At 63.2% G+C, this 25,408-nt stretch carries 20 protein-coding genes; 16 read left to right on the plus strand and 4 right to left on the minus strand.

Annotation, left to right across the window (positions count from 1 at the left end; translation table 11 throughout):
• Positions 1–81: 81 nt before the first annotated feature.
• Genes ABEB22_RS06805 through trxA form a run of 7 tightly spaced genes read left to right on the plus strand, consistent with a single transcriptional unit; the run spans position 82 to position 10,464 of the window.
• Entirely contained in the window at positions 82–1,575 is a 1,494-nt protein-coding gene (locus ABEB22_RS06805; protein ID WP_406869916.1) for a PAS-domain containing protein, read from the plus strand.
• Positions 1,576–1,615: 40 nt separating this feature from the next.
• The gene (gene tsaE, locus ABEB22_RS06810; RefSeq protein ID WP_339113626.1) at positions 1,616–2,098 is read left to right on the plus strand and encodes a tRNA (adenosine(37)-N6)-threonylcarbamoyltransferase complex ATPase subunit type 1 TsaE; all 483 of its coding nucleotides are present in this window, start codon (positions 1,616–1,618) and stop codon (positions 2,096–2,098) included.
• On the plus strand, positions 2,098–3,069 hold the full coding sequence (locus tag ABEB22_RS06815) for an aminoglycoside phosphotransferase family protein (RefSeq protein ID WP_406869917.1): 972 nt from the start codon (positions 2,098–2,100) through the stop codon (positions 3,067–3,069). The genes tsaE and ABEB22_RS06815 overlap by 1 nt, the downstream gene beginning before the upstream one ends.
• Complete coding sequence (locus tag ABEB22_RS06820) at positions 3,045–3,734, plus strand: nucleotidyltransferase family protein (protein ID WP_406869918.1); 690 nt, start codon at positions 3,045–3,047, stop codon at positions 3,732–3,734. The genes ABEB22_RS06815 and ABEB22_RS06820 overlap by 25 nt, the downstream gene beginning before the upstream one ends.
• Positions 3,727–6,708: a double-strand break repair protein AddB gene (gene addB, locus ABEB22_RS06825; protein WP_406869919.1), complete on the plus strand. Its 2,982-nt coding sequence runs from the start codon at positions 3,727–3,729 to the stop codon at positions 6,706–6,708. Before ABEB22_RS06820 ends, addB begins: the two co-directional genes overlap by 8 nt.
• Entirely contained in the window at positions 6,705–10,088 is a 3,384-nt protein-coding gene (gene addA, locus ABEB22_RS06830) for a double-strand break repair helicase AddA (RefSeq protein WP_406869920.1), read from the plus strand. The genes addB and addA overlap by 4 nt, the downstream gene beginning before the upstream one ends.
• 55 nt (positions 10,089–10,143) lie before the next feature.
• Complete coding sequence (trxA, locus tag ABEB22_RS06835; RefSeq protein ID WP_339113621.1) at positions 10,144–10,464, plus strand: thioredoxin; 321 nt, start codon at positions 10,144–10,146, stop codon at positions 10,462–10,464.
• Positions 10,465–10,519: 55 nt separating this feature from the next.
• Here the strand turns inward: trxA and ABEB22_RS06840 are convergent, their stop codons facing one another.
• A complete protein-coding gene (locus ABEB22_RS06840; RefSeq protein ID WP_406869921.1) occupies positions 10,520–11,335 on the minus strand; it encodes a hypothetical protein in 816 nt (271 codons plus the stop codon).
• Between the two features lie 73 nt (positions 11,336–11,408).
• Positions 11,409–12,347, minus strand: a complete 939-nt coding sequence (locus ABEB22_RS06845) for a hypothetical protein (protein ID WP_406869922.1) — start codon at positions 12,345–12,347, stop codon at positions 11,409–11,411.
• 98 nt (positions 12,348–12,445) lie between these two features.
• On the opposite strand from ABEB22_RS06845, the gene hslV reads away from it, so the two are divergent.
• The 4 genes from hslV (at position 12,446) to ABEB22_RS06865 (ending at position 16,297) form a co-directional block, all read left to right on the plus strand.
• On the plus strand, positions 12,446–13,000 hold the full coding sequence (hslV, locus tag ABEB22_RS06850; protein ID WP_339113618.1) for an ATP-dependent protease subunit HslV: 555 nt from the start codon (positions 12,446–12,448) through the stop codon (positions 12,998–13,000).
• A complete protein-coding gene (locus tag ABEB22_RS06855) occupies positions 12,993–14,102 on the plus strand; it encodes a hypothetical protein (RefSeq protein WP_350934808.1) in 1,110 nt (369 codons plus the stop codon). Before hslV ends, ABEB22_RS06855 begins: the two co-directional genes overlap by 8 nt.
• Positions 14,103–14,105: 3 nt before the next feature.
• The gene (gene hslU, locus ABEB22_RS06860; RefSeq protein WP_339113616.1) at positions 14,106–15,413 is read left to right on the plus strand and encodes an ATP-dependent protease ATPase subunit HslU; all 1,308 of its coding nucleotides are present in this window, start codon (positions 14,106–14,108) and stop codon (positions 15,411–15,413) included.
• Positions 15,414–15,571: 158 nt separating this feature from the next.
• Positions 15,572–16,297 (plus strand): DUF1194 domain-containing protein, encoded by a 726-nt coding sequence (locus tag ABEB22_RS06865; RefSeq protein ID WP_339113615.1) that lies wholly within the window; start codon positions 15,572–15,574, stop codon positions 16,295–16,297.
• Here the strand turns inward: ABEB22_RS06865 and ABEB22_RS06870 are convergent.
• Both ABEB22_RS06870 and ABEB22_RS06875 read right to left on the minus strand, forming a co-directional pair.
• Positions 16,273–16,887 (minus strand): Smr/MutS family protein, encoded by a 615-nt coding sequence (locus ABEB22_RS06870; RefSeq protein WP_406869923.1) that lies wholly within the window; start codon positions 16,885–16,887, stop codon positions 16,273–16,275. The two genes, ABEB22_RS06865 and ABEB22_RS06870, sit on opposite strands and share 25 nt — an antisense overlap.
• A gap of 87 nt (positions 16,888–16,974) precedes the next feature.
• Positions 16,975–17,631 (minus strand): Tim44/TimA family putative adaptor protein, encoded by a 657-nt coding sequence (locus ABEB22_RS06875; RefSeq protein WP_406869924.1) that lies wholly within the window; start codon positions 17,629–17,631, stop codon positions 16,975–16,977.
• Positions 17,632–17,785: 154 nt separating this feature from the next.
• Between ABEB22_RS06875 and ABEB22_RS06880 the strand changes: the two genes are divergently transcribed.
• The 5 genes from ABEB22_RS06880 (at position 17,786) to ABEB22_RS06900 (ending at position 25,387) form a co-directional block, all read left to right on the plus strand.
• A complete protein-coding gene (locus tag ABEB22_RS06880) occupies positions 17,786–18,310 on the plus strand; it encodes an FxsA family protein (protein WP_350934816.1) in 525 nt (174 codons plus the stop codon).
• 53 nt (positions 18,311–18,363) lie between these two features.
• Positions 18,364–18,876, plus strand: coding sequence for a protein-export chaperone SecB (secB, locus tag ABEB22_RS06885; RefSeq protein ID WP_339113611.1), 513 nt, complete (start codon positions 18,364–18,366; stop codon positions 18,874–18,876).
• 139 nt (positions 18,877–19,015) lie between these two features.
• Positions 19,016–19,540: an NUDIX domain-containing protein gene (locus ABEB22_RS06890; RefSeq protein ID WP_339113610.1), complete on the plus strand. Its 525-nt coding sequence runs from the start codon at positions 19,016–19,018 to the stop codon at positions 19,538–19,540.
• Between the two features lie 127 nt (positions 19,541–19,667).
• Entirely contained in the window at positions 19,668–21,464 is a 1,797-nt protein-coding gene (locus ABEB22_RS06895) for an autotransporter assembly complex protein TamA (RefSeq protein WP_406869925.1), read from the plus strand.
• Positions 21,464–25,387: a translocation/assembly module TamB domain-containing protein gene (locus ABEB22_RS06900; protein ID WP_406869926.1), complete on the plus strand. Its 3,924-nt coding sequence runs from the start codon at positions 21,464–21,466 to the stop codon at positions 25,385–25,387. Before ABEB22_RS06895 ends, ABEB22_RS06900 begins: the two co-directional genes overlap by 1 nt.
• Positions 25,388–25,408 lie beyond the last annotated feature (21 nt).

Raw genomic sequence — 25,408 nt, forward strand, 5'->3', positions numbered from 1 at the left:
TGAGGCTGGGAAATGTTGGAAATTTTGGTCATCACTGGGTTGGTTGCGATCGCATCTGCCGTTTCGGCGTCGGTGGCGATCTTGCTGCTTACACGCCTGCAGGCCGGACAGCGCAAGAAGGACGCGCGGTCCCTCCAGCCGATGATCGAGCAGACGGTCCTGCTCTTCGATGACGAGGAGCTTGTCGATGCGACCGCTCCGGCACGGACTCTTCTGGAAGCCTCCCCTCTGGCCTCGAGTGACTGGGGACGCCTCATCGCCTTCCTGACGCCGCGCTTCGAATCGGTGCGTGACCGGCTCGCGGGTATTGCCGAGATCGGGCGAATCGAGGTCTCCGGCTTTCCCGGTCCGAATGGCGGGGCGCCGTTGCGGCTCATTGCCGAGGATGTGAACGGCTTGACGCGGATCACATTGGTTGATCCGGAAGCCGAGGGCCAAGGGCTTCTGGTGGACGGGCTATCGCAGCGCGCGCTCGAGGACGAACTCGAGAACCTGCGCCATGCGCTCGATCTGTCGCCCTCTCTGGTTTGGCAGGAAAGCGCAGCCGGCGAGACGATCTGGGCCAACCGAGCCTATCTGCTGCGGGCCGGGTCTCTGGCGGAGGAAGAGGTTACGCTCAGCTGGCCACTCCCGCAGCTGTTCAAACTCGAACAGGAACAGACCGAATATGCGCCGCGCCGCGTGATGCTCCAGGACGAGGACGGGATCGATACATGGTTTGATTGCTACAGCTATCATCTGGGGGACAACTGGGTGCATTTCGCGCAATCGGCGGATGCCACGGTTTATGCTGAAAAAGCACTGCGCGATTTCGTCCAGACGCTGACCAAGACCTTTGCCGATCTGCCGATCGGGCTGGCCATCTTCAACCGTCAGCGCCAGTTGCAGCTCTTCAACCCCGCGCTCAGTGATCTGACCGCCCTCGGGGTGGATTTCCTCTCGAAACGTCCCTCGCTCTATGCCTTCCTCGACCGCCTGCGCGAGACCCGAATGATGGCCGAACCGAAGGATTACCGAAGCTGGCGCGAGCAGATGACCACGCTCGAGAAACAGGCGGCAGCCGGTTATCATTCCGAGACGTGGAACCTGCCCAATGGTCAGACCTATCGCGTGACAGGGCGTCCGCATCCCGACGGGGCGATCGCTTTCCTTTTCGAGGATATCACCTCCGAGATGACGTTGACGCGCAAGTTCCATACCGAACGCGAGATGGATCGCGCGGTGCTGGACAATATCGCGGAAGCCGTTGCCGTTTTCCTGCCGTCGGGCGAGCTGAATTCGGCCAATGCGGCCTATCATCGTCTTTGGCCCGCGCAATCGGCAGGGATGTGTCTGCATGATTCGTTGCGCGCATGGGCCGAGGCCTGTGTGCCGACCGAGGTCTGGAGCCGCGCGCGCCTGCGTTTGGGAGCGATGGCCGAGCGCGAGCCGCTGGCGGGGGATGTGACCCTGCGCGACGGGCGGGTAATTGCCTGCCGTTTCGTGCCACTGGCGGGCGGAGCCCTTATGGCGAGCTTTGCCGAAAAGGAACTGCTGGCCGAGGTAGAGCCGCTTCGCAAACTCGCAGCGCAATAGCGCCTTTGCATGGACGAACGGTCAGGATAGAACGGGCGCTATGACCGCTCCTATCCTGACCCTGCCTCTCGCCGATCCCGATGCCACCGCCAGACTTGGCCGCGTCATCGCCCCCTTCCTGAAAGCGGGCGATGTTCTGTTGCTCGACGGCCAGATCGGGGCAGGGAAAACCCATTTTTCTCGGGCGTTGATCCAGTATCGGCTCGAAAGGCTCGGCATGTTCGAGGATGTGCCCTCGCCGACCTTTACTCTCGTGCAGGTCTATGAGGCCGAGCCCGAGATCTGGCATAGCGATCTCTATCGCCTTTCCCATCCCGATGACGTTCTGGAGCTCGGGCTCGAGGAGGCCTTCCATGACGCGATCTGTCTGGTTGAATGGCCCGATCGTCTGGGAGATCTGGTCCCCCATGCCGCGCTGCACCTTGCCTTCTCGCTGACAGAAGATGGTGCGGCACGGCAGGTGGTCTTCAGCGGCGACGAGACATGGGCGCGGCGTCTGCCGGATATGCTGGAGGGGCTGTGATGGACATCGAGCGCTTCCTCGCGCAGGCAGGCTGGGGCGGTGCGCAGCGCGAGCCGCTTGCCGGCGATGCTTCTGCCCGTCGCTACGAGCGGGTCGGGGGAGAGCGCCCCGCCGTCCTCATGATCACCCAGCCGGGAGACGAGTTGCAACGGTTCCTCCGCATGACCGACTGGCTGGCGGCGCAGGGGTTTTCGGTCCCGCAGATCTATGCCCGCGCGCCAGAGCAGGGGTTGCTGCTGCTCGAGGATCTGGGGGATGACCTTGTGGCGCGGCTCATTGGCGCCGACCCCGCCCGCGAGGACGAGCTTTACGGTCTGATCACCGATGTGCTGGTTGCCCTGCGTGCGGTGACACCGCCCGCGGGTCTGACGGAACTGGATGGCCGCGGGCTTGCCGCGCTGACGAAGCTGACCGAGGACTGGTATCCGATGACGGCGGCGGATCTCTCGGGGGACATTGCCCGCGCGTTCGAGGCGCTGGATGACGGTCAGCGTGTTGTGTCGCTCCGGGATTTCCACGCCGAGAATGCGCTCCTTCTGCCCGCGCGGCAGGGCGTCGCCCGGCTCGGACTTCTGGATTATCAGGACGCGGTCCTGGCCCATCCCGCCTATGATCTCGTCTCGGCCCTGCAGGATGCACGGCGCGATGTCTCGCGCCAGACTGAAACAGCCCAGATCGCGCGCTATTGCGCCATGACGGGGCAGGATAACGCAAATTTTTCCGCCATTTACGCCTGTCTCGGGGCGCAGCGTGCGTTGCGCATTCTGGGAATTTTTGTGCGCCTGTGCGTGGCAATGGGCAAGCCGCGCTATCTCGAGTTCATGCCGCGCGTCTGGGGACATCTCGATCACAATCTGGCCCACCCCGCCCTCGCGCAATTGCGCGCAACGGTCATGGCAGCTATGCCGCGCCCCGATGTCCCCCTGATCGAGGAGATACGCCGACAATGTGCGACACGCCCGATAGTCTGATGTTGTTTGCCGCCGGTTTCGGCACGCGGATGGGGGCGCTGACCGCGGATTGTCCGAAGCCGCTCGTTGAGGTGGCGGGGCGTCCGCTCATTGATCATGCGCTCGATCTGGTCGTGGAGGCCGGGATCGGAAGGAGCGTCGCCAATATCCATTATCGCGGCGATCAGATCGTCCGGCATCTGGCAGGGTCCGATGTGATGATTTCCGACGAGACGGACGAGATTCTGGAAACCGGTGGCGGGCTGCGCAAGGCGCTTCCGCTTCTGGGGCAGGGGCCTGTGTTTACGCTCAATACCGATGCCATCTGGACAGGCCCGAATCCGCTCGCGGCCCTGCGCACAGCATGGGACCCGAAGAAGATGTCAGCGCTGCTGATGCTGGTGCCGCCGGAACGGGCGACGGGTCATAAAGGCGCGGGCGATTTTACCCTGACGGAGGGGCGCCTGACGCGTGGTCCCGGATTTGTCTATACTGGTGCGCAGCTTATCGATCCGTCAGAACTTTCGGAAATTCCTGAAGCCGCGTTTTCGCTGAACCTGCTCTGGGACAGGATGCTGGCACAGGGGCGGGTGTACGGTCTCGTCCATCCGGGCGGCTGGTGTGATGTCGGGCGTCCCGAAAGCATTCCGCTGGCCGAGGCGCTGCTGGAGCAGGCCGATGATTGAGCGCGGCATCTATGCGCTGCCTTGCGGCGTGGATTTTCCCCGCGAGCTGGTGGCAGGTCTGATCGCGCGGATGCAGGACCAGCCGCCCGAGGCCATGGCGCGGGTGCGGCTCTATCTGAACTCGGGGCGGATGCTACGCCGTGTGCGTGAGGAATTCGACCGAAATGGAGCGCGGTTTCTGCCGCAGCTGAAACTGGTGACCGATCTCGGGCGGGCGCCCATGCGCGGGCTGCCCCCCGCCGAGCCCGCGCTCCGGCGGCGGCTCGAGCTGGCGCAGCTGGTCGCGGGGCTGGTCGACCGTTTGCCGGGGTTCGAGGCGGGGCACGGGATCTTCGGGCTGGCTGACAGTCTGGCCACGCTGATGGCCGAGATGCAGAGCGAGGGCGTGACGCCCGACGATCTCGAGGCGCTGGAGATTGCCGATACCCATGCGCAACACTGGCGGTTGAGCCTTGATTTCATTCGCATTGTTGCCCGCTATTTCGAGGCTGACGCAACCCCCGATGCCGAAGCCCGCCAGCGCCGTGTGGTCGAGCAGATCATCGCGGATTGGGCGGAAGCAGGGCCGACAGATCCGATCATCGTGGCGGGTTCGACCGGCTCGCGCGGGGCCACGGGGCTGTTCATGCAGGCGGTTGCACGGCTTCCCCAAGGCGCGCTGGTGCTGCCGGGGTTTGATTTCTCGATGTCGGAGCATGCGTGGAAAAGCCTGAAGTCGGGCAGTTTCCCGATCGAGGATCACCCGCAATACCGCTATCGCGCGATGCTGGATGCGGTCGAGGCGGAGCCCGGCGATGTGCTCCGCTGGCATGACCGCTCCGAGCCTTCACCCGAGCGTAACGCGCTGATCTCGCTGGCGCTGCGCCCCGCACCGGTGACCGATCAATGGATGCGCGAGGGCGCGGATCTGCCCGATCTGCTGGACGCCTGCAAGGATCTGACGCTGATCGAGGCGCGTGATCCGCGCGCCGAGGCCAATGCCATCGCGCTGGTTTTGCGCGATGCGGCCGAGCGTGGGGTGCCGACCGCGCTCATCACGCCCGACCGGATGCTGACCCGGCGGGTGGCGGTGGCGCTTGACCGCTGGGGGATCATCCCTGATGACTCGGCGGGGCAACCGCTTCAGCAGACTGCGCCGGGGCGGCTCTTGCGCCATTTGGCGGCGATGCGTGGCGAGGCGCTGACGCTGGACGGGCTGCTAATCCTGCTCAAACATCCGCTGACCGCCACAGGCTCGACGATGCGCGGGACGCATCTTCGCTATACCCGTGAACTGGAGCTGGATCTGCGCCGCAACGGGCCGGCGTTCCCCGATCATCCGGCGTTGGTGGCATGGGCACAGAAATATGCCGATAAACCCGACTATGTTGAGAAACTGACATGGGCGAACTGGCTGGGCGCGTTTTTCCCCATGCTGATGTCGCCTTATGAACAGCCGCTTAGTGACTGTGTCAGCCACCATCTGGCCCTTGCGGCGCATCTGGCGACAGGGCCGGATGGCTCGGTCGAGGCGAGTGAACTCTGGCTGCAGGATGGCGGGCGCGAGGCATGGCGGGTGTTTTCCGAACTGGCCCGCGAGGCGGTGAATGGCGGCAGCTATACGGCAGCCTCCTATACCGATCTGGTCAATCACCTGCTGCAGGGGTCGATGACACGCGCGGGTCTTGCTGCCCATCGTGACATCACCATTTTCGGGGCGCTCGAGGCGCGGGTTCAGGGGGCCGAGCAGGTCATTCTGGCAGGGCTGAACGAGGGCTCGTGGCCCGAAGCCCCCGATCCCGATCCGTGGCTCTCGCGGCAGATGCGTCTGGCAGCGGGACTGTTGCTGCCCGAGCGCCAGACGGGTCTTTCGGCACATGACTTCCAGCAGGCGGTCGGTGCCCCGCGTGTGATCCTGACGCGCGCGAAACGCGATGCCGAGGCCGAGACCGTGCCCTCGCGCTGGGTAAACCGGCTGGTCAACCTGATGTCGGGCCTGCCCGACCGGCGTGGCCCTGAGGCGCTTGTCGAGATGCGCGTGCGCGGCGCGACATGGCTCGGGCTTGCCTCGAGCCTCGACCGTCCGCTGGGCGAGACCAAGCCCATGCGCCGCCCCTCGCCGCGCCCGCCGATTGAGGCGCGGCCCAAGGATCTGTCGGTCACGCAGGTGAAGACGCTGATCCGCGATCCCTATACGATCTATGCCCGAAAGGTGCTGCGGCTTTATCCGCTCAACCCGCTGCGCCCCGAGCCGGATGCGCTGCAACGGGGCAATGTGCTGCACGAGATCGTCGAGCGTTATGTGAAGGAGCGCCCCGAGGGCGAGCAGGCGGCAGAGGGTGAGCAGCGCCTCATCCGCATCGCCGAGGAGGTGCTCGGGCAATCGGTGCCATGGCCCTCAGTGCAGCGGCTCTGGCTCGCGCGGATCACCAAGATCGCGCAGCGATTTGCAACGGACGAGGTGGCGCGCGCCAAGCTGGGCAAACCCGCGATCATCGAGGAAAAGGGCGGGCTTGCCGTGCCCGACCTCGCGTTCCGCCTGACCGCCAAGCCCGACCGGATCGACATTCTGACAAACGGGTTGAGCCGGATTTACGACTATAAATCAGGGGTTCTACCCTCTGCAGGCGAGATGATCCATTTCGACAAACAGCTTCTGCTGGAGGCGGCGATGGTCAGGCGTGGGGCCTTCAGCCAGATCGGCCCGAGCGAGGTGGAAGGCATGACCTATATCCGTCTGGGCGGCGAGGGCGAGACGGCCCCCTATACCACGACAGTCGAGTTCAAACCCCGCGGCGGTGAGCTTCAGACCGAGACGGCGGAAGAGGCATGGGCCAAATTCTGCAAGCTGGTGGGCACTTACATGAAGCCGGAGCAGGGCTTTACCGCGCGGCGCGCAATGCACGGCGCGCAGGATAGCAGCGATTACGACCAGCTCTCTCGCTATGGCGAGTGGGAGCTGAGCGAGATACCGGACGGGGAAGATCTGACATGAGCACCACCCCCTTGCGCAATGACGCCACGCTCCGCCAGATCCGCGCGGCCTCGCCCACGGCCTCCACATGGCTTTCGGCCAATGCGGGGTCTGGCAAGACGCGGGTGCTGACCGACCGTGTCGCGCGGCTCCTGCTGAACGGGACCGAGCCGCAGAAGGTCCTGTGCCTGACCTATACCAAGGCGGCGGCAACCGAGATGCAGAACCGTCTGCTGAAACGTCTGGGCGAATGGGCGATGCTGCCCGATGACGCGCTACGCCAGCAACTTCTTGATCTGGGTGAGGAAATCACCATTGATGCCGAGCGTCTGGCCGAGGCGCGCAGGCTCTTTGCCAAAGCGATCGAGACGCCGGGCGGGTTGAAGATCCAGACCATCCACTCTTTCTGTGCAGCCCTCCTGCGGCGGTTCCCGCTTGAGGCGGGGGTGCCGCATGGGTTCTCGGAGATGGATGACCGCTCGGGCGATCTCTTGCGTCAGTCCATCCTCGAGGAGATTGCCACAGGTGAGGATTGCCCTGTGCTGGACGGGCTGGTGCGGTATTATTCAACCGATGATCTGGGCGGGCTGCTGGCCAATATCGCGGGCAACAAGGACGGGTTCGCACAGGATCTGACCCGCGACAAAATCCTTGCGCTTTATGGTCTGCCTCCCGGGTTCGACGCTCAGGCGCTGCTGGACGAGGTGTTTGACGCCCATGATCTGAAGACCCTGCGGGATCTGGTGGCGGTTATGGCCAAGGGGGCGGCGACCGATCAGAAAAATGCGCTGAAACTCGGCCTGATCACGGCACCCGATCTGGAGGCGCTGGCCATTCTGGAGGATGTCTGCCTGACGGGGGCCACGGCCAAGGCGCCGTTTTCGGCCAAAATCGGCACGGTCCCCACCAAGGCGACACAGAAGGCGGCGGGGACGGCGATGGACCCGTTCAACGAACTGATGGAGCGGGTCGAACAGGCCCGTCCCTTGCGTCTGGGGCTGCAAGCCGCCGACCGCACCGAGGCGTTGCAGACCTTCGCGCGGGTCTTCCTGCCGAAGCTCGAGGCGGCAAAGGCCGCGCGAGGCTGGCTCGATTTCGACGATCTGATCGAGCGGGCAGGACGGTTGTTGTCGGATAGCACCATGGCGCAATGGGTGCTGTTCCGGCTGGATGGCGGGATCGACCATATTCTCGTGGACGAGGCGCAGGATACCTCGCCCAGCCAGTGGAAGGTCATCGAGCGTCTGGCCGACGAGTTTACCGCAGGCGAGGGCGCGCGCGACGAGACGCGCACGATCTTCGTGGTGGGCGATCGCAAGCAGTCGATCTATTCCTTCCAGGGGGCGGATTTGCGCGCGTTCGAGGCGATGCAGCGGCATTTTGCGCAGAAATTCGCAGCCGTCGGGCGGCCTTTGCAGGAAGCGCAGCTTCTGCACAGCTTCCGGTCCTCGGCGGCGGTGCTGGGCCTGACCGATGTGACCTTTCTGGGCGAGGCCAATGAGGGTCTGGGCGGCGCGCCCGAGCATATCGCCTTTTTCGACCAGATGCCCGGTCGGGTAGATCTGTGGCCGGTGGTCGAGAAGACCGAGACCGAGCAGGAAGAGACATGGGAGAACCCCGTTGACCTGCGCACCGATACCGATCCGACCGTGGTGCTGGCCCGCACCGTGGCCGCCGAGATCCGCGCGATGATCGATCAGGGTGTGCGCCTGCCCGAGGGCAAGGAGAGCCGGCCGCTGCATGAGGGCGATATCCTCATTCTGGTGCAGCGGCGCGGCGCGCTCTTTTCCGAGATCATCCGCGCGTGCAAGGCGGCGGGGCTGGCGATTGCCGGCGCCGACCGGTTGAAGCTGGGGGCGGAGCTGGCGGTGAAGGATATCCGCTCGGTGCTGGCCTTCCTTGCCACGGCCGAGGATGATCTGGCCTTGGCCGAGGCGCTGAAATCGCCGCTGTTTGGCTGGAGCGAGCAGGATCTCTATACGCTGGCGCAGCCGCGCAAGGGCTACCTGTGGGAGGCTTTGCGCAAATCCGAAAGCCATCCCGAAACGCTGAGGATCCTGCAGGATCTGCGCGATCAGGCCGATTTCCTGCGTCCGCATGATCTGATTGAGCGGCTCCTGACCCGCCATGGCGGGCGCGAGCGGCTGATCGCGCGGCTGGGGGTCGAGGCCGAGGACGGGATCGACGAGCTGATCTCGCAGGCGCTGGCATTCGAGCGGGCCGAGGTGCCGAGCCTGACGGGGTTCCTCGTGTGGCTCGATGCCGATGATGTCGAGGTCAAACGCCAGCTGGCCGGGGCGGGGCGCTCGATCCGTGTGATGACGGTGCATGGCTCCAAAGGGCTCGAGGCGCCGGTAGTCATCCTGCCCGATACGGGCAAGCCGCATGTCAAGGCACGGCCGCTCAATATCTACCGGCTCGAGGATGGCACGGCGGCATGGGCCGCGCCGTCTGCCGACCGGTCTCCCGAGGAGGCGGATGCGCAGGCGGCCAATGTCGCGCGCCAGACCGAGGAGAAGATGCGTCTCCTCTATGTGGCGATGACGCGGGCCGAGAAATGGCTGATTGTGGCCGCGCAGGGCAAGATCGGCGAGGGCGATGACAGCTGGTATTCGATGATCTCGACCGGCCTTGTGCAGGCAGGGGACCGCCCCGCCACGGGCCATTCCCCCGATCTGCAGAGCCTGGGAGAGATCCGCCGCGTGCAATATGGCACCTGGCCCGAGGCGGGGTTCAAGGCCGGGCGCGTGGTCGAGACTTATCCCGAGCTGCCCGATTGGGCGCGTCTGCCCGCCTTGCGCCCCGAGCGCCCGAAGCGGGTGCTGACGCCTTCGGATCTGGGCGGGGCGAAAGCATTGGCGGGCGATCTGCCCGGTATCTTCGACGAGGAGGCGGCCAAACGGCGCGGGCGCCAGATCCATATGTTGCTCGAGCATCTCCCTAACTGGCCCGAGGCCGACTGGGAGGACTGGGCACGCGATCTGCTGCTGAGTGGCGAGGACGCGGCCCATGAGACCGAGCTACCCGCGCTGATGGCCGAGGCCCGCGCAGTGCTGGCCTCCCCCGCGATGCAGCCTTTCCTTGCGCCCGAGGCTCTGGCCGAGGTGGAGCTGACGGCCACGCTGGACGGTGAACTGATGCACGGGATTATCGACCGGCTTCTGGTCGGGCCGGATCTCGTGCAGGTGCTGGATTACAAATCGAACCAGATCGTGCCTGCCGATGTGGCGCAGACGCCGCTCGGACTGGTCCGCCAGCTGGCGGCCTATCGGGCCATGCTGCGCCAGATCTATCCCGACCGCCGGATCGAATGCGGTCTCCTGTGGACGGCGCAGGCGCGGATCGACTGGCTGGGGGACGCACAGATAGATGCGGCTTTGCGCACCGAGAGCGCATCTTGACGGCGCGGGGCCGCATACCTACGTTCTCATCAACTTAGTATTCAGGAGAAATCCCATGGCAACAGTCGCAGTCACCGACGCAACCTTCGATTCCGAAGTCCGTAAATCCGACGTCCCCGTCGTCGTCGATTTCTGGGCGGAATGGTGCGGCCCGTGCCGCCAGATCGGCCCGGCGCTCGAAGAGATCGCAGGCGAGATGGCCGGTAAGGTCAAGATCGTAAAGGTCAATGTCGACGAGAACCCCGAAAGCCCCGCCGCTCTTGGCGTGCGCGGTATTCCGGCGCTCTTCCTGTTCAAGGATGGCGAGGTCGTCTCCAACAAGATCGGCGCGGCTCCGAAAGCGGCGCTTCAGAACTGGATCAACGACGCGATCTGATCGTTTTGATATCGCTCTGAAAAGGCGCCTTCCGGGGCGTCTTTTTTATGCCGGTTCAGCCGGTCGAATGGCTTGAGATCGCAAAGCTCTGCGGGTGGAATTTTGGCTGGCCATCGCTCATTGTGGTGACATCCGGCGTGGCCTTCAGCCCGAGGGCGGTCAGAAATTCTGTATAGGGGCCCTCTTCAAGGCGGGTATCAAGCCGCACGAACCTTCCCGCAAGCCCTGCCATGAGCGAGGTGGTCAGTCGGATCGCATCCTGGCTCCCTGTGGCGGTAACCGGTCCGATAAGTGTGCCGCGCCCGAAGCGCCTGCGCATGCCAAACCCCGTGATTTGTCCGCGCGCCTCGATCACATAGCAATCCGAACGATCCGCCAAAACGGCAAGCAGAGCGCGCCGGTCGGCCTCATAGCTTTCTCCGTCAAGCGCATAGATGGCCTGCAGATCTTGCGCTTCGGCCTTGCGGACTTCGCGGGCGATAGAAAAATCGCATGGCAGGATCCCCTCGTATTTATAGACAGGCAGATCCGCCCGCATTCCGAGATCACGATAGGAGGCGACATCATTTTTGCAGGCGTTGAGAAAAACGCCTCCGGTGCTGCGGCTTCGCGTGCTCCGGTCGATCATTTCATGCGCCAGCGTTCCGAACAGGCTGGTTCGGGCCAGTTTGGGATGGGCAATCACCATCCCGATGGAGGTCAGATCGCCCTGATAGGGGAAATACATTGCCGAACCATGCACCCGATCCAGCGCATCGACCGCCACAATCCCGTGCCCGATCTGTAGATTGGTCTCCCAATCGGCCCGCCGATGTGGCCAGCCCAAAGAGACCGAGAGGCCGTGCAGCGCATCGAGATGTTCGAACCCCATCGGCCTGAAAACGAGGTCGAGAGTGTCCGTGTGATGTCGGGGTGGATGGAGATAGGCCATATATATAGTGCCCTCAAGAGGCGATCGGGGTGGGTATGTCGATGTCTGCCTCCGGCACCGGCCAGCCTTTGGCATGCAGATGCGCCAGAAGACGGGCCTCGAATTCGGGGCGGGCGGCATTGAGCGCCTGATCACGCAGGAACCATGTCAGGTATTTAGCGAAATTCTGGCGTTTTGCCAGCATTTCCAGCGCTGCATCAAGCCCCATATGTGGCACGGAGCCCGCGATATGGTGGAAGTCGACCTGCGCGAAGAGAAGCGCGGGTTTGCGCAGGATATAGCCCTCGAAGGCGACCGAGGAGTTCTGCGTGATTACATAGGAACAGCGGCGCAGCAACTCGGGCGTGCCGCCTTCCTGCACCGAGAAATGCGGATAGCGGTTGGCCAGCGCCACCAGCATCTGGCGTTCGGCGGGGGTATAGTCCTCATTCGGATGGAGCGTGGCAATTACCGGCTGGGTCACGCGCACCATCACCGTCTCGATCATCTCCATGGGGCTCATCGACTGGAAACTGCGATGCTCGGAGAGCCGGCCCTGCAGGGGCATCAGCGCGAAGCCCTCATCGGTGACCTTGTCCTTGCCCAGCACCTTCTCGCGCAAGGCGCGGTAGAAGGTCTTGGCCGCCTGCGTGTCGATTTTGCGGGCGGGGAATTTCTTGTGTGCGACAGGCCATTCCCAGCGTGCGGCCTGCGCCTCCACATGCCAGTAGGCACCGGTATAACTGCGGCGGCAGGTCAGCGCCCGGTCATGGGTGGGCTCTTCCATATGATAGAGCGCATAGCCCTTCTTCTCGGGCGCTTCCAGCCGCGCGTTGAGCGTGCTTTCCTCGACCGATACCGTCCATCCGACGGATTCCACCGCGCCGATGACGCGCTGGAAAAAGTTGTGCTGCCCCGCGTTCAGGCGGGCGAGGGCAGGCGGATCAAGGTAAAGTGTAAGATGCTGGTCCATTTTATCAGCTTTCCACCGCTTATCCATTTCGGCAAGTGCCAAGGTAGGGTTGCAAGCGTTTTCCTGCGCCTACATATCAGGGTCAAACGGAGGTTTGTATGTCGGAAGATAAATTCCCAGGCTGGCACGGCACAACAATTATCGGTGTGCGTAAAGGTGGTAAGGTCGTGGTGGCGGGTGACGGTCAGGTCAGCCTTGGCCCGACAGTGATCAAGGGCACGGCGCGCAAGGTGCGCAGGCTCAGCCCCGGTGGCCATGATGTGGTGGCGGGATTTGCAGGCTCGACGGCGGATGCCTTCACGCTGCTCGAGCGTCTCGAGATCAAGCTGGAGGCCGCTCCCGGTCAGCTGGCGCGGGCTTGTGTGGAGCTGGCCAAGGACTGGCGCACCGATAAATATCTGAAAAATCTCGAGGCGATGCTGATCGTGACCGATGGCACCGATCTGTTTGTCATCACCGGCGCAGGCGATGTGCTCGAGCCCGAACATAATATCGCGGCGATCGGCTCGGGCGGGAATTATGCGCTGGCGGCGGCCCGCGGCCTGATCGAGACCGATCTGGATGCCGAGGACGTGGCGCGCAAGGCGATGGCGATTGCCGCCGATATCTGCGTCTATACCAATGGCAATGTGACGGTGGAAACGATTGGCTGATCTCTCGTGGGCAGATCTGCGGGCGGCCGTCGCGGCGGGCCATCTGAGCGAGGCACAGGCTGCCTCGGTACAGGCGCTGGCCGCGGCACGGGCCAGTCACCGCGCTGCCGAGGACGAGCCGTTCGAGCTGTTCCGTGGCTTTGCCGAGATCTTTGTAACCGTGGGTCTGGGCATCCTGATTGCGGGGGCCTTCGGGCTGACGCTGACCGCAGGTGTTCTGCTGCCCGATCCGCAGACGGTGTTTACCACCGGCGTGGTGATGATCTATTCGCTTTGGGCTGTGGTCACATGGGGTCTGGCCGAGTATTTCACCCGCAAGCGGCGGATGGTGCTGCCCTCGATTCTCCTGGTGCTGACCTATGGCGCCTCGGTCCTGCCGCTGGCGATCTGGTGTCTGGGCCATGTGTTCAGCCTGCAATCCAGCCCCAAAGCCGTCGTGCTGACGCTGTCGGTGGTGATGGCGGGGGCGCTGGCGGCGTGGTATCGCCGCTTCCGGCTGCCCTTCACCATGGTGCTGATCGCGCTTTGCGGGCTGGCGGGGTGTTTCGTGCTCTTCGGCTCGACCGAGGATCTCTTCACTGCGCCCTTCACCGCCTTTGACGAGACGATGGATCTGCGCAATTCGACGCTGGCGCTTGGCACGCTGATCTTCGGGCTAGCGGCCTTTGCGGGCGGTATGTGGTTCGATATGCGTGACCCGCACCGGCTGGGGCGGGCCTCGGCCAGCGGGTTCTGGCTGCATCTGTGTGCAGCCCCCGCGCTCGTCAATACGGTGGCGATGACCTTTATCGGCATGGGGCCGGGGCTGGGCTATGCGCTTCTGGCCCTGTCTCTGGTCGCGATCGCCCTGCTGGCGCTGATCATCGACCGTCGTTCTTTCCTGACCGTGGGCATCGGCTATCTGATCTTTCTGGTCAGCTGGCTGACCGATGCCGAGACCCCGACCGATAACTGGTTCGAGGTCTCGGCCACGGTTCTCTTCTTTACCGGCATCGTGCTGACCGCGCTTGGCGCGTGGTGGACGGGGCTGCGTGTCGCGCTGATGCGCGCGCTGCCCGAGTTTCCCGGCAAGTCAGCCCTGCCGCCCTATAAAACGGAGTAATCCATGAGCACTCTCACCCCGCGTGAAATCGTATCCGAGCTTGACCGCTTCATCATCGGCCAGTCCGAGGCCAAGAAGGCCGTAGCTGTGGCCCTGCGCAACCGCTGGCGCCGCCACAAGCTGTCCGATGACATCCGCGACGAAGTCTATCCCAAGAACATCCTGATGATCGGCCCGACCGGCGTCGGCAAGACCGAGATCTCGCGTCGCTTGGCGAAACTGGCCAAGGCGCCCTTCCTGAAGGTCGAGGCGACCAAGTTCACCGAAGTGGGCTATGTGGGCCGCGATGTCGAGCAGATCATCCGCGATCTGACCGATGTGGCATTGGTCGAGACCCGCGAGCATATGCGTGAAGAGGTCAAGGCCCGCGCCCACGCAGCCGCCGAAGAGCGCGTGATCGAGGCGATTGCCGGCACCGACGCCCGTGAGTCGACCCGCGAGATGTTCCGCAAGAAGCTGCGCGACGGGATGCTGGACGATAAGGAAATCGAGATCGAGATCTCCGATCCCACGGGCGGCATGCCTTTGGGCATGATGGGCGGCCAGCCTGGCATGGAGCAACAGATGCAGGGGCTGCAGGAACTGTTCAAGGCGTTCGGGTCAGGCCGGAAGCAGCGTCGCAAGGTCACGGTGAAGGAAAGCTATGAACTTCTGATTGCCGAGGAGGCCGACAAGCTGCTGGATGACGAGAAGGTCAAGGAGGCCGCGTTGGAGGCCGTGCAGCATGGCGGGATTGTGTTCATCGACGAGATCGACAAGGTCTGCGCGCGGCAGGAAACTCGTGGCGGCGATGTCTCGCGCGAGGGGGTGCAGCGGGATCTGCTGCCGCTGATCGAGGGCACGACGGTCTCGACCAAACATGGTCCGGTGAAGACCGACCATATCCTGTTCATCGCCTCGGGGGCCTTCCATATCGCCAAGCCTTCGGACCTTTTGCCCGAGCTGCAGGGCCGTCTGCCGATCCGTGTGGAACTGCGCGCGCTGACCGAGGCGGATTTCGTCCGTATCCTCACCGAGACCGACAATGCGCTGACCCGTCAGTATACCGCCTTGATGGGCACAGAGGAGGTGGTGGTGGAATTCACCGAGGACGGGATCGCCGCTCTGGCCCGAATTGCCGCCGAGGTGAACGCCACGGTCGAGAATATCGGGGCGCGCCGCCTTTATACCGTGATGGAACGGGTGTTCGAGGAACTGTCCTTCACCGCGCCGGATCGTGGCGGCGAAACGGTGCAGATCGATGCCGCCTTTGTCGAGAAAGAGGTGGGGGCTCTGGCCAAATCTTCCGATCTCAGTCGGTATGTTTTGTAACATATGCCTGATTTATGGGCGCAAGGCACTGCTTTGCGCCCCTATTTACGACAGGTTTGTAACCGTCGGATAAATTCTTATTGTTGAATTAACCTTTCTTGCCGACCCTTTTGATTAGGCCCCTCGTTCCGAGCGGCTGGAAATCGAAAGGAGAGCGTATGAGACTCCAACGATGGATGGTTGCCATTGGTTTGGCATTGGGGCTTTTGCCCCTGCAGGCACAAGCGCGCTGCGATCTGGCACTGGTTCTGGCACTCGACATTTCCGCCTCGATCGACAGTCGCGAGTATACTTTACAAAAAGACGGAATGGCCTTGGCTCTGGCCAATCCGGAGGTAATACAGGCCATCGAGGATCGTGGCGGGATCTGGCTTTACGGCTTCGAGTGGAGCGGGACCTACCAGATCTACGAGACCCTGCCTTGGGTCTTTGTGGATAGTCCCGATACGATCATTGGCGCGGCCGAGCGGATGCGGGCCATGCCGAGGCCGGTCAGCAATTATCCGACCGCTCTGGGCTATGCGTTGGGCGAGGCCGTGATCGCGCTCAACCGCGCACCCGAGAACTGCTATCGTAAGATCATCGATGTGGCAGGCGATGGCATCAATAACGCGGGCTTCCCGCCACAAAGCGCCTATGCCGCGGCCGATATGTCGGGGATCACGGTGAATGCGTTGGTGATCGAGGGAGAATTACCCTCGCCGATCCCCTATTTCGAGGCGCAGGTGCTTCACGGACCTGCGGCCTTTGTGGAAGTGGCGCAAAGCTATCAGGATTATCAGGAGGCGATGACGCGCAAACTCTTGCGGGAAATCTCGCCGGCTTCCTTCGTGATGCTGGAGCCTCGGCTGCAACCGGATTATCCGCGCAGTTTGCGAAGATAGACGTAATAGGCCCCTTCGCCGCCATGGCGCTGATGGGCCTGTGACACCTGCATCACCACGGGGCCGAGCGGCGGCAGACGTAGCCATTGCGGCACCTGATGGCGCAGAACACCGCGACGGGTCGGGATCGGATCCCAATCCTCCATGATCTTGCCCTTGCCGGTGATCACCAGAACCAGCCGGTGCCCGTGATCCTGCGCCCGCAGGATGAAGCTGATCAGCTCGGGATGGGCTTCCGCCTGTGTCATCCCGTGCAGGTCGATACGGGCATCGGGCACCAGCTTGCCGCGGGTCATCTGCTTATGGGCCTTGTGGTCCATGCGCAGGGGCTGGGTCCTGAGGCTTTCAGCGATCGGTTTGGGCGGGGTATGGTACCACCCCGTCCGCGGGGTCGCGCCGCCCAGCCGCAACTTGCCCAGATCAGCTTTAGGCGGATCGGGGAGGGGCTTCTCGAGGGGCGTCGGCGGTTTGGCCAGCGCCTCCTCATCCGGCTGCTCGGGTTTGCGTGTGCCATGAAAAAGCCGCGTGGTGCGTGCCACGCGGTCCCAGAGCTCGCGCTCCTCCTCGCTGAGTTTGCGTTTGCGCGCCATCCGCCTCAGCCCCGCCTTGTCTGGAGGGCGATGCAAAACGCCGCCCCTGTGGCGGCGTAGAGCGGAGATATGCAGGCGCGGGCCATCTTAGCCGCCCGTGGCCACGAGCACCCAGTTCGGGTCGGCTGCGCCCATCTTGCGGGCAAAGGTCCAGACATCGCGCTGTTTGCGGGCCGTGCGCGGGTCGCCTTCGACCACGTTGCCCTGCGCATCGCGCGAGACCGAGACCAGCTCGCCCACAAAGCGCACGGTCAGTTCGGCATCATTATCGCCATCAAGGGTGGCCGCATCCAGAGCCAGTTCGCGCAGGCCCATGAATTCGGCCTCGACCGTCAGGCCACGCGCCTTGCGATCGGCGATGGCTGCTGCGAATGCCTCGTAGACGGGCGGCGACAGGAAGGGTTTGACCTCGTCCAGCTGGCCCCGCTCGAAAGCCATCAGGATCATCTCGTAGGCCCCGCGGGCGCCTTTGAGGAAGCCACCGACCTCGAAGCTGGGCTCCAGCCGTTTCATCGCGGCCAGCGCATTGGCCGAGGACGAGCCCTCGGGCACATGGTCGGTGATGTCCAGATCGGGGCCGCCATCAATGACCTCGAATTTCTGTTTCGTCTCCTCGGGTCCCGGCGCGGTGTCCTTCGCGGAGCGTTCGAAGCCGTCGCGGGTTCCAAGCACGCTTTTGAGGCGCAGGATCAAAAAGATCGCGACAGCTGCAAGAACGATTAGCTGGATGATTGAGTTGTTCATCTGGGTCCCTTGGGCGACGGCATCTGGAGGGCGACTTGGTATTTCGCTCTTGGGCACATATGTATGACAGGAGGCCGTTCAAGTCCATGCCGTGATCTAATGCAGGCAAGAGGGCGGGAATGGCAGTTTTATGGACTGGATCAAGGACTAACCCATGTGGATCTTTCTGGCCTTTCTGCTGGTGCCGATTATCGAGATCGGCCTGTTCATTCAGGTCGGCGGGCTGATCGGGCTGTGGCCAACGCTCGCCATCGTCGTGCTGACGGCGATCATCGGGACTTCGCTCGTGCGCTCGCAAGGGGCCCAGGCCATGGCCGAGTTGCGCCGCTCGATGGCGGAGCTGAATGATCCGTCCCGTCCCTTGGCGCATGGTGCGCTGATCCTGCTGGCGGGGGCGCTGTTGCTGACGCCGGGGTTCTTCACGGATGCTTGTGGTCTCTTGCTACTGATCCCGGCTGTGCGTGACTGGGTGACGGGACAGCTGGCCAAGCGCGTGAAGATGCAGAGCTTCCAGATGGGTGGCGGGATGGGGTCGCAAGGCTTTGATGATCCGCGTGACTTCGGTTCTGCCCAAAATCGCGGCGCTAAACAGGGGCCGGGCGTAATTGACGGCGAATTTGAAGAAATTGATTCCGAAAACCCGCCCCGTCCGGGGAATTCCGGCTGGACGCGGCATTGAAGAGAAGGCCGCGCCAGTGCTAGACATTTCGTTAAAGTGATTTGGAGAACGATATGACCGAAGAAACCACTGCGGCCGCTCCGGCAGCTGGGGATGCCCAGCAGGCTCTGAAGATGCAGATCCTTGCGCAATTCGTGCGGGATATGTCCTTCGAGAATATGGTCGCCCAGAAAGGTCTGACCTCGGCGGATGTCCAGCCCGAGATGCAGGTTCAGGTCAGCCTTGATGCCAAGAAGCGTCAGGCCGACAACCAGTACGAGGTGATCTGCAAGTTCAAGGTCACGTCGAACAACAAATCCACCAATACGCCGCTCTATCTTCTGGAGCTGGAATATGGCGGGATCTTCCATGTCGAGGGCGTGCCGGCCGACCAGATGCACCCCTTCCTGCTGATCGAGTGCCCGCGCCAGCTGTTCCCCTTCATCCGCCGGATCGTCTCGGATGTGACGCGCGATGGCGGCTTCCCGCCCTTCAACCTCGAAATGGTTGATTTCGTGCAGCTTTACCGCTCCGAACTGGCGCGCCGCGCCGAGGTTCAGGCCGCTTCCGGCGAAACCGCCAACTAAGCCTGACGGGGTAGGCGTGGGCGCGGCCTGAGACAGGCTGCCCCCGCGACAATCTGTCTCCCGCGACGATCTGCCCCCGTGACTTTTGACGCCGCTGCAAGCATCTCTTGCAGCGGCGTTCGCTATTGAGGAGTGTGCGATGACCGATCTTATCCCTGCCTGGGTCGGCGAGGAGCTGACCCCCGTCGACAAGCTCGAGGCGCATCGTCTCGGGCTGCGGCACAAGGCTGTTTCGGTTTTCGTGATGTCGGGGCGCGAGGTGCTTATCCAGAAACGCGCCGAGGGCAAATACCACTCGGCGGGTCTTTGGGCCAATAGCTGCTGCACCCATCCCCATTGGGACGAGGCGCAGCATGACTGCGCCATCCGTCGTATGCGTCAGGAGCTGGGGATCACGGGGCTCTACCCGAGCCATGCCGACCGGCTGGAATACCGCGCGGATGTGGGGGGCGGGCTGATCGAGCACGAGGTGGTGGATGTGTTTCTGGCCGATGCGCCCCGCGATCTGGCGGTGAGCCCTGCGCCCGAAGAGGTGGCCGAGGTCAAATGGGTCGATCTGCATGATCTGGCCGCCGAGGTCGACCGGCATCCCCATCGTTTCTCGCGCTGGCTATCGATCTATATGACGGGTCATAAAGACCGGATTTTCAAAAGCCTCGGCTGAGAGCCGCGTCGACCGGATCACATTTGTTGATCTCGGCAATATTCCCCGCAAATTGTCGCCGCCGGACTGGAAAAATCTTCCGATAGCTGCAACTGTTTCGCAAAATACCGCGAAAAGGGGCAGTCAGGTGCGCGTCACAAAATTAGGTCTGGCAGGGGTCGTGCTTTCCGTAATCGGAGGGGCGGCATTGGCGCAGGGCAATCTTCAATTTCAGGTTGCCGGCGGCGACGAGGATCTGACAGAGGCGCTGAAGGGCGCCTCGCTCGTGGTCAGCGCCGAGGATAAGACAGGGGACGATGCGCCCGATGCGCAGGATCTCTTTGGCTCGGCCCGCGCCGATTATGCCCGTATTCTCGCCGCGCTTTATGATGAGGGATATTATTCGCCCACGATCTCGATTCTGGTGAATGGCAAGGAAGCCGCGAGCATCGCCCCGCTCGATGCGCCTTCGACCATTTCCTCGATCCAGATTACGGTCGATCCCGGCCCGAAATTCACCTTCTCGCAGGCCGATATCGCGCCGCTTGCGCCCAAGACCGAATTGCCTGACGGTTTCAAGGCGGGGCAGACCGCGCGCACCAGCGTGATCCGGTCTGCCGCGCAGACCGCCGTCACTGGCTGGGAGGCGCAGGGCCATGCCAAGGCCGATGTGGCGTCCCAGAAGATCACCGCCGACCATCGCAGCGACACGCTGGCCACCGATATACGCCTAGATCCGGGCCCGAAGGTCAGTTTCGGTAACCTGACGATCACCGGTTACAAGCGCATGCGCGAGGAACGGATCCGTGCAATCGCGGGCTTCCCCAAAGGACAGGTCTTCGATCCCGACGAGCTGGAGCTGGTGCGCACCCGCCTCCGCCGCGCCAGTGTCTTCAGCTCGATGACCTTGACCGAGGCCGATGCTCTCAATCCTGACGACTCGCTCGATTATACGCTCGGCGTGGTCGAGGATAAGCGCCGCCGTCTGGGGGCGGGTGTCGAATACCAGACCGTGGACGGGCTGACGCTCTCGGGCTACTGGCTGCACCGCAACCTCTTTGGCGGGGCCGAGCGGCTGCGGGTGGATGCGGATGTCTCCGGGATCGGTGGTTCGGATGGTGGCGCGGATTACAGCCTCGGCGTGCGCATCGACCGTCCGGCGACCTTCTCACCCGATACCTCGGCCTATGCCGAGACCTCTGTTTCCCGTGAATCAACCGATGATTACGACGAGAACGCCTTCGAGATCGGCGCGGGTCTGACGCGCTATTTCAACGAGGATATCACTGGCGAACTGGGCTTGGCCTATAACTGGTCGCAGGTGACCGATGATGTGGGCGATACCTATTTCAGCCAGATCTCTGCTCCCGGCACGCTGACCATCGACAAGCGCGACAGCTCGACCGACGCGACCAAAGGATATTACGCCAAGATCGGGCTGACGCCTTTCGTGGGCCTCAACTCCTCGACGGGCACCGGTCTGCAATCCACCGGTGACCTGCGCGGCTATTTCGGCTTTGGCGCCGATGACCGTTTCGTGCTTGCTGGACGGGCACAATACGGCATCGTTGTGGGGTCCTCGCTCGAAGAGACTCCGCGTGATTATCTGTTCTACTCGGGCGGTGGCGGCACCGTGCGCGGCCAACCCTACCAGTCATTGGGCGTCACCAAGCTCGAAGACGGCACGCTCAAGACCGGTGGCACCGAATTTGCGGGGCTTTCGGGCGAATTCCGCATGGGTATTACCGAAAGCATCGGGGCGGTGGCCTTCTATGACATGGGCTGGGTCGGTGATGACGGCACGGGAGACTGGCAATCCGGCGCAGGTCTGGGCCTGCGCTACAAGACCGGCATCGGTCCGATCCGTCTGGATGTGGCCGCACCGGTTGATGGGGATACGGGCGAGGGCGTGCAGCTTTACGTCGGTTTGGGGCAGGCATTCTGATGATGAAGAAACTTGCAATCGCACTGGTCGCGCTCTGGCCGCTTATGGGCTTTGCGCAGGATACGACGACCACCCAATCGGCGGATGGTCAGTCCACGACCACCCAGACCGAGGATGGCACCACCGTCAAGACCACCGGTAGTGACACGTCTGATGAGTCCAAGCGTGACCGCTCCTATCTGACCGGCCTGATCGAGGACAAGCTCTCGGGCGAGGGGCGCACGATCCGTCTGGACGGGTTCAAGGGGGCACTGTCCTCGCGCGCGACTTTCGACAAGCTGACGATTTCCGATGATCAGGGTCCGTGGCTCGTGATTAACAATGCGGGGCTTTCGTGGAACCGCTCGGCCATTCTGCGCGGCAATATCGACATCAAGGAGCTGTCGGCAAGCTCGATCGAGCTGACCCGCCTGCCTGCTGCTCAGAAAGGCGTCGAGGTGCCCGATGCCGAGGCCAAGCCCTTCTCGCTGCCCGATCTTCCGGTGTCGCTGAATGTCGACAAGCTGGATGTGGGCGAGGTGAAGCTGGGCGAGGCAATTCTGGGCGAGCCGATCACCTTCAAGGTCAACGGATCGCTCGGGCTGGCGGATGGCTCCGGCAAGGCCAAGCTGACGGTTGACCGCACCGATGATGTCGAGGGTCAGTTCTCGCTCAATGCCGCCTATTCGAATAGTGATCAGACCCTGTCGCTGGACCTCCTGACCAAGGAAGGCAAGGGCGGGCTCGTGTCGAAGAAACTGGGCCTGCCGGGGGCGCCTGCGGTGACGCTGGCGGTCTCGGGCGATGGCCCGCTGAGCGATTTCTCGGCCGATATGGCGCTTTCGACCGATGGTCAGCAGCGTCTGACGGGCAAGGTGGTGCTGGGCCAGACCCAAGGCGATGATGGCACCGACAAGACCTTCAAGGCGACGCTGTCGGGCGACGTGACCCCGATGCTGGAGCCCGAATACCACGACTTCTTCGGCAAGAATATCTCGCTGGATGTGGAGGGCGTGTCCAAAGCCTCGGGCGAGACCGATATCAACCAGCTATCGCTCGATGCGCAGGCCGTGGATGTGAAGGGCTCGCTGGCGCTGGCGGCGGGCGGCTTGCCGGACCGCTTCGATCTGGATCTCAATCTGGGGCTTGATACCGGCGAGCCGGTCGTGCTGCCGGTGACAGGCGCCCAGACCACGCTGCAGGATGCCTCGTTGAAACTCAGCTATGACAAGGCCGATGGCGATAACTGGACCCTGACGGGGCTTGTCGATGCGCTGAAAAGCCCGACCGTCTCGCTGGATAAGGTGAACCTGGACGGCGCGGGCACGATCACGCAGGATGCGGATGCACCGGCTGTGGCGGGCAATGTGACCTTTGACACGCAAGGCATCGCGATGGGCGATCCGGCGTTGGCCGAGGCGGTGGGGCCTGCTCTGACGGGGCGCACCGATTTTGCATGGACCAAGGGCAGCCCGATCAAACTGACCACCCTGCGGGTGGCGGGGCGCGATTACGGGCTGGAGGGGGATGTCTCCTTCGAGAACCCGACCGATGGTCTGGTGATCACCACAGATGCGCAGATCCGCCATGACAATCTGGCGCGTCTGGCGCAGATCTCGGGGCGCGATCTTTCGGGCTCCATCCTCGGGGCGGTGAAGGGCAGCTTCACGGTGCTCAGTGGCGCCTTTGACGCCGATGTGGATGTGACGGGCCAGAATATTGCCATCGGTCAACCGCAGGCGGATGCCGCACTCGCGGGCCAGTCGAAGATCGTGATCTCGGCCAAGCGCGACGAGAACGGCCTTGTGCTGCGCAACTTCTCGGCGGATGCCAGGGCGCTGACGGCCAAGGCCTCGGGGTCGCTTGCCACCGGCAATGCGGATGTCACGGCCACGGCTTCGGCCAATCTGAACGTGCTGGGCGCGGGCTATGGTGGTGCGGTCGATCTGAACGCGCATTATACCGAAGGCGGAGAGGGCCGCCGCGTGGTGCTTAATGCCACCGGCAACGGCGTGGCCGTGGGCCAGCCGCAGCTGAACAAATTCCTGCAGGGCAAAACGGTAATCGACCTGAATGCGCTGGAGAAAGATGGCGATATCTCGCTCGATCAGTTCAATATCTCGAACCCCAATCTGAAGGCCACGGGCTCCGGCGCGCTGAAGGACGGGCAGGGAGAGATCGATGTGAACCTGACGAGCGATCTGTCGGGGCTGGGCGCGCCTTACCGCGGCAAGATCACCGCCGATGCAGCGGTGAAGGAGCGCGCGGATGGCCGCCTGATCACGCTCAAGGCCAATGCCGCCAATGTGGCGGTGGGTCAGTCTCAGGCCGATAAGCTTCTGGCGGGCAATTCCGCGCTGGAACTGGCGGTCCTGCAGAACGGCACGGATATCGAGCTGCAGAAATTCACCCTTTCGAACCCGCAGCTGAGCGCCGATGCCAGCGGCACGGTGACCTCGGGCGCGCGCAAGATCGATCTGAATGCGCGGCTGGCCAATACCGCCCTTCTGGCACCGGGTTTCCCCGGTCCACTGACGGTGAAGGGGCAGGTGACCGATAATGGCAGCCAGTATGGTGTGAATATCTCGGCGAATGGACCGGGCAACACCGATGCCACGGTCACCGGCACGCTGGCGTCCGATTTCGGCACGGCCAATCTGGCGGTGAAGGGCGGCACGCAATCGGCGCTGGCCAATGCGTTTATCTCGCCGCGCTCGGTCGAGGGGCCGCTGCGCTTCGATCTGGACCTGAACGGGCCACTGGCGCTCAATTCGCTGTCGGGCACCGTCTCGGGGCAGGGGCTGCGGTTCAGTGCGCCGACGCTGTCGCTGTCGCTGGAAGGGATCAATGTGGATGCCCAGCTGGGCAATGGCCGCGTAAACCTGACCACCAGCGCCAATTTCCAGGAAGGTGGCACGGTGAAAGTGTCGGGCCCGATCACGCTTTCGGCGCCCTATAATAGCGATCTGACCATTGCGCTGGACCGCGCGCGCTTCCGTGACCCGAACCTCTATGACACCCGTGTCACGGGGCAGCTGGGGATCAATGGCGCGCTGACCGGCGGGGCGAAGATCGCGGGCAAGCTCGCGCTCTCGGATACCGAGATCCGCGTGCCCTCGACCGGCCTTGGCGGGGTGGAATCCATTCCCGATATCACCCATGTGGCGGAATCCGCGGCCTCGCGCGCCACGCGGGCCAAGGCGGGTGTGCTCGAGACCGAAAGCGAGAGCTCGGGAGGGTCTTCGGTGGCCTTCCCGCTCGATATTACCATCTCGGCGCCCAACCAGCTGTTCGTGCGCGGACGCGGGCTCGATGCCGAACTGGGTGGCCAGCTGCGGATTACCGGCACCACGGCCAATGTTATCCCGATCGGCAGTTTCGAGCTGGTGCGCGGGCGGCTTGATGTGCTCAATCAGCGCTTCACGCTCGATAACGGCTCCATCGCGCTGCAGGGCGAGTTTGTGCCCTATATCGATTTCTCGGCGACCACGACGAAGAATGACTACGCGATCACGCTGGGGATCTCGGGGGAGGCGACCTCGCCCGATCTGGATGTGACCTCTTCGCCGGAGCTGCCGCAGGAAGAGGTGCTGGCACAGCTGCTGTTCGGGCAGGGGCTGAACAATATCTCGGCGCTGCAGGCGGCAGAGCTTGCGTCCGCTGTGGCGACGCTGGCCGGACGCAACGATAACGGGATCATGTCCAAGCTGCGCAATAGCACGGGGCTCGATGATCTGGATGTCGGCACCGATAGCGATGGCAATGCCACCGTGACCGCCGGCAAATATATCTCGGACAAGATCTACACCGATGTCGAGCTGGGCTCTTCGGGCCAGACCGAGATCAATCTCAATCTCGATCTGACCAAAACCATCACGGCCAAAGGTTCGGTCGGGTCGGATGGCGATAGCGGGATCGGCGTCTATCTGGAGAAAGACTACTGAAAAGGGGCCTTCGGGCCCCTT

Origin of the sequence: Thioclava sp. 'Guangxiensis' (genome assembly GCF_045348365.1) — a bacterium.
In the GTDB taxonomy this organism is placed as follows: Bacteria; Pseudomonadota; Alphaproteobacteria; order Rhodobacterales; family Rhodobacteraceae; genus Thioclava; species Thioclava kandeliae.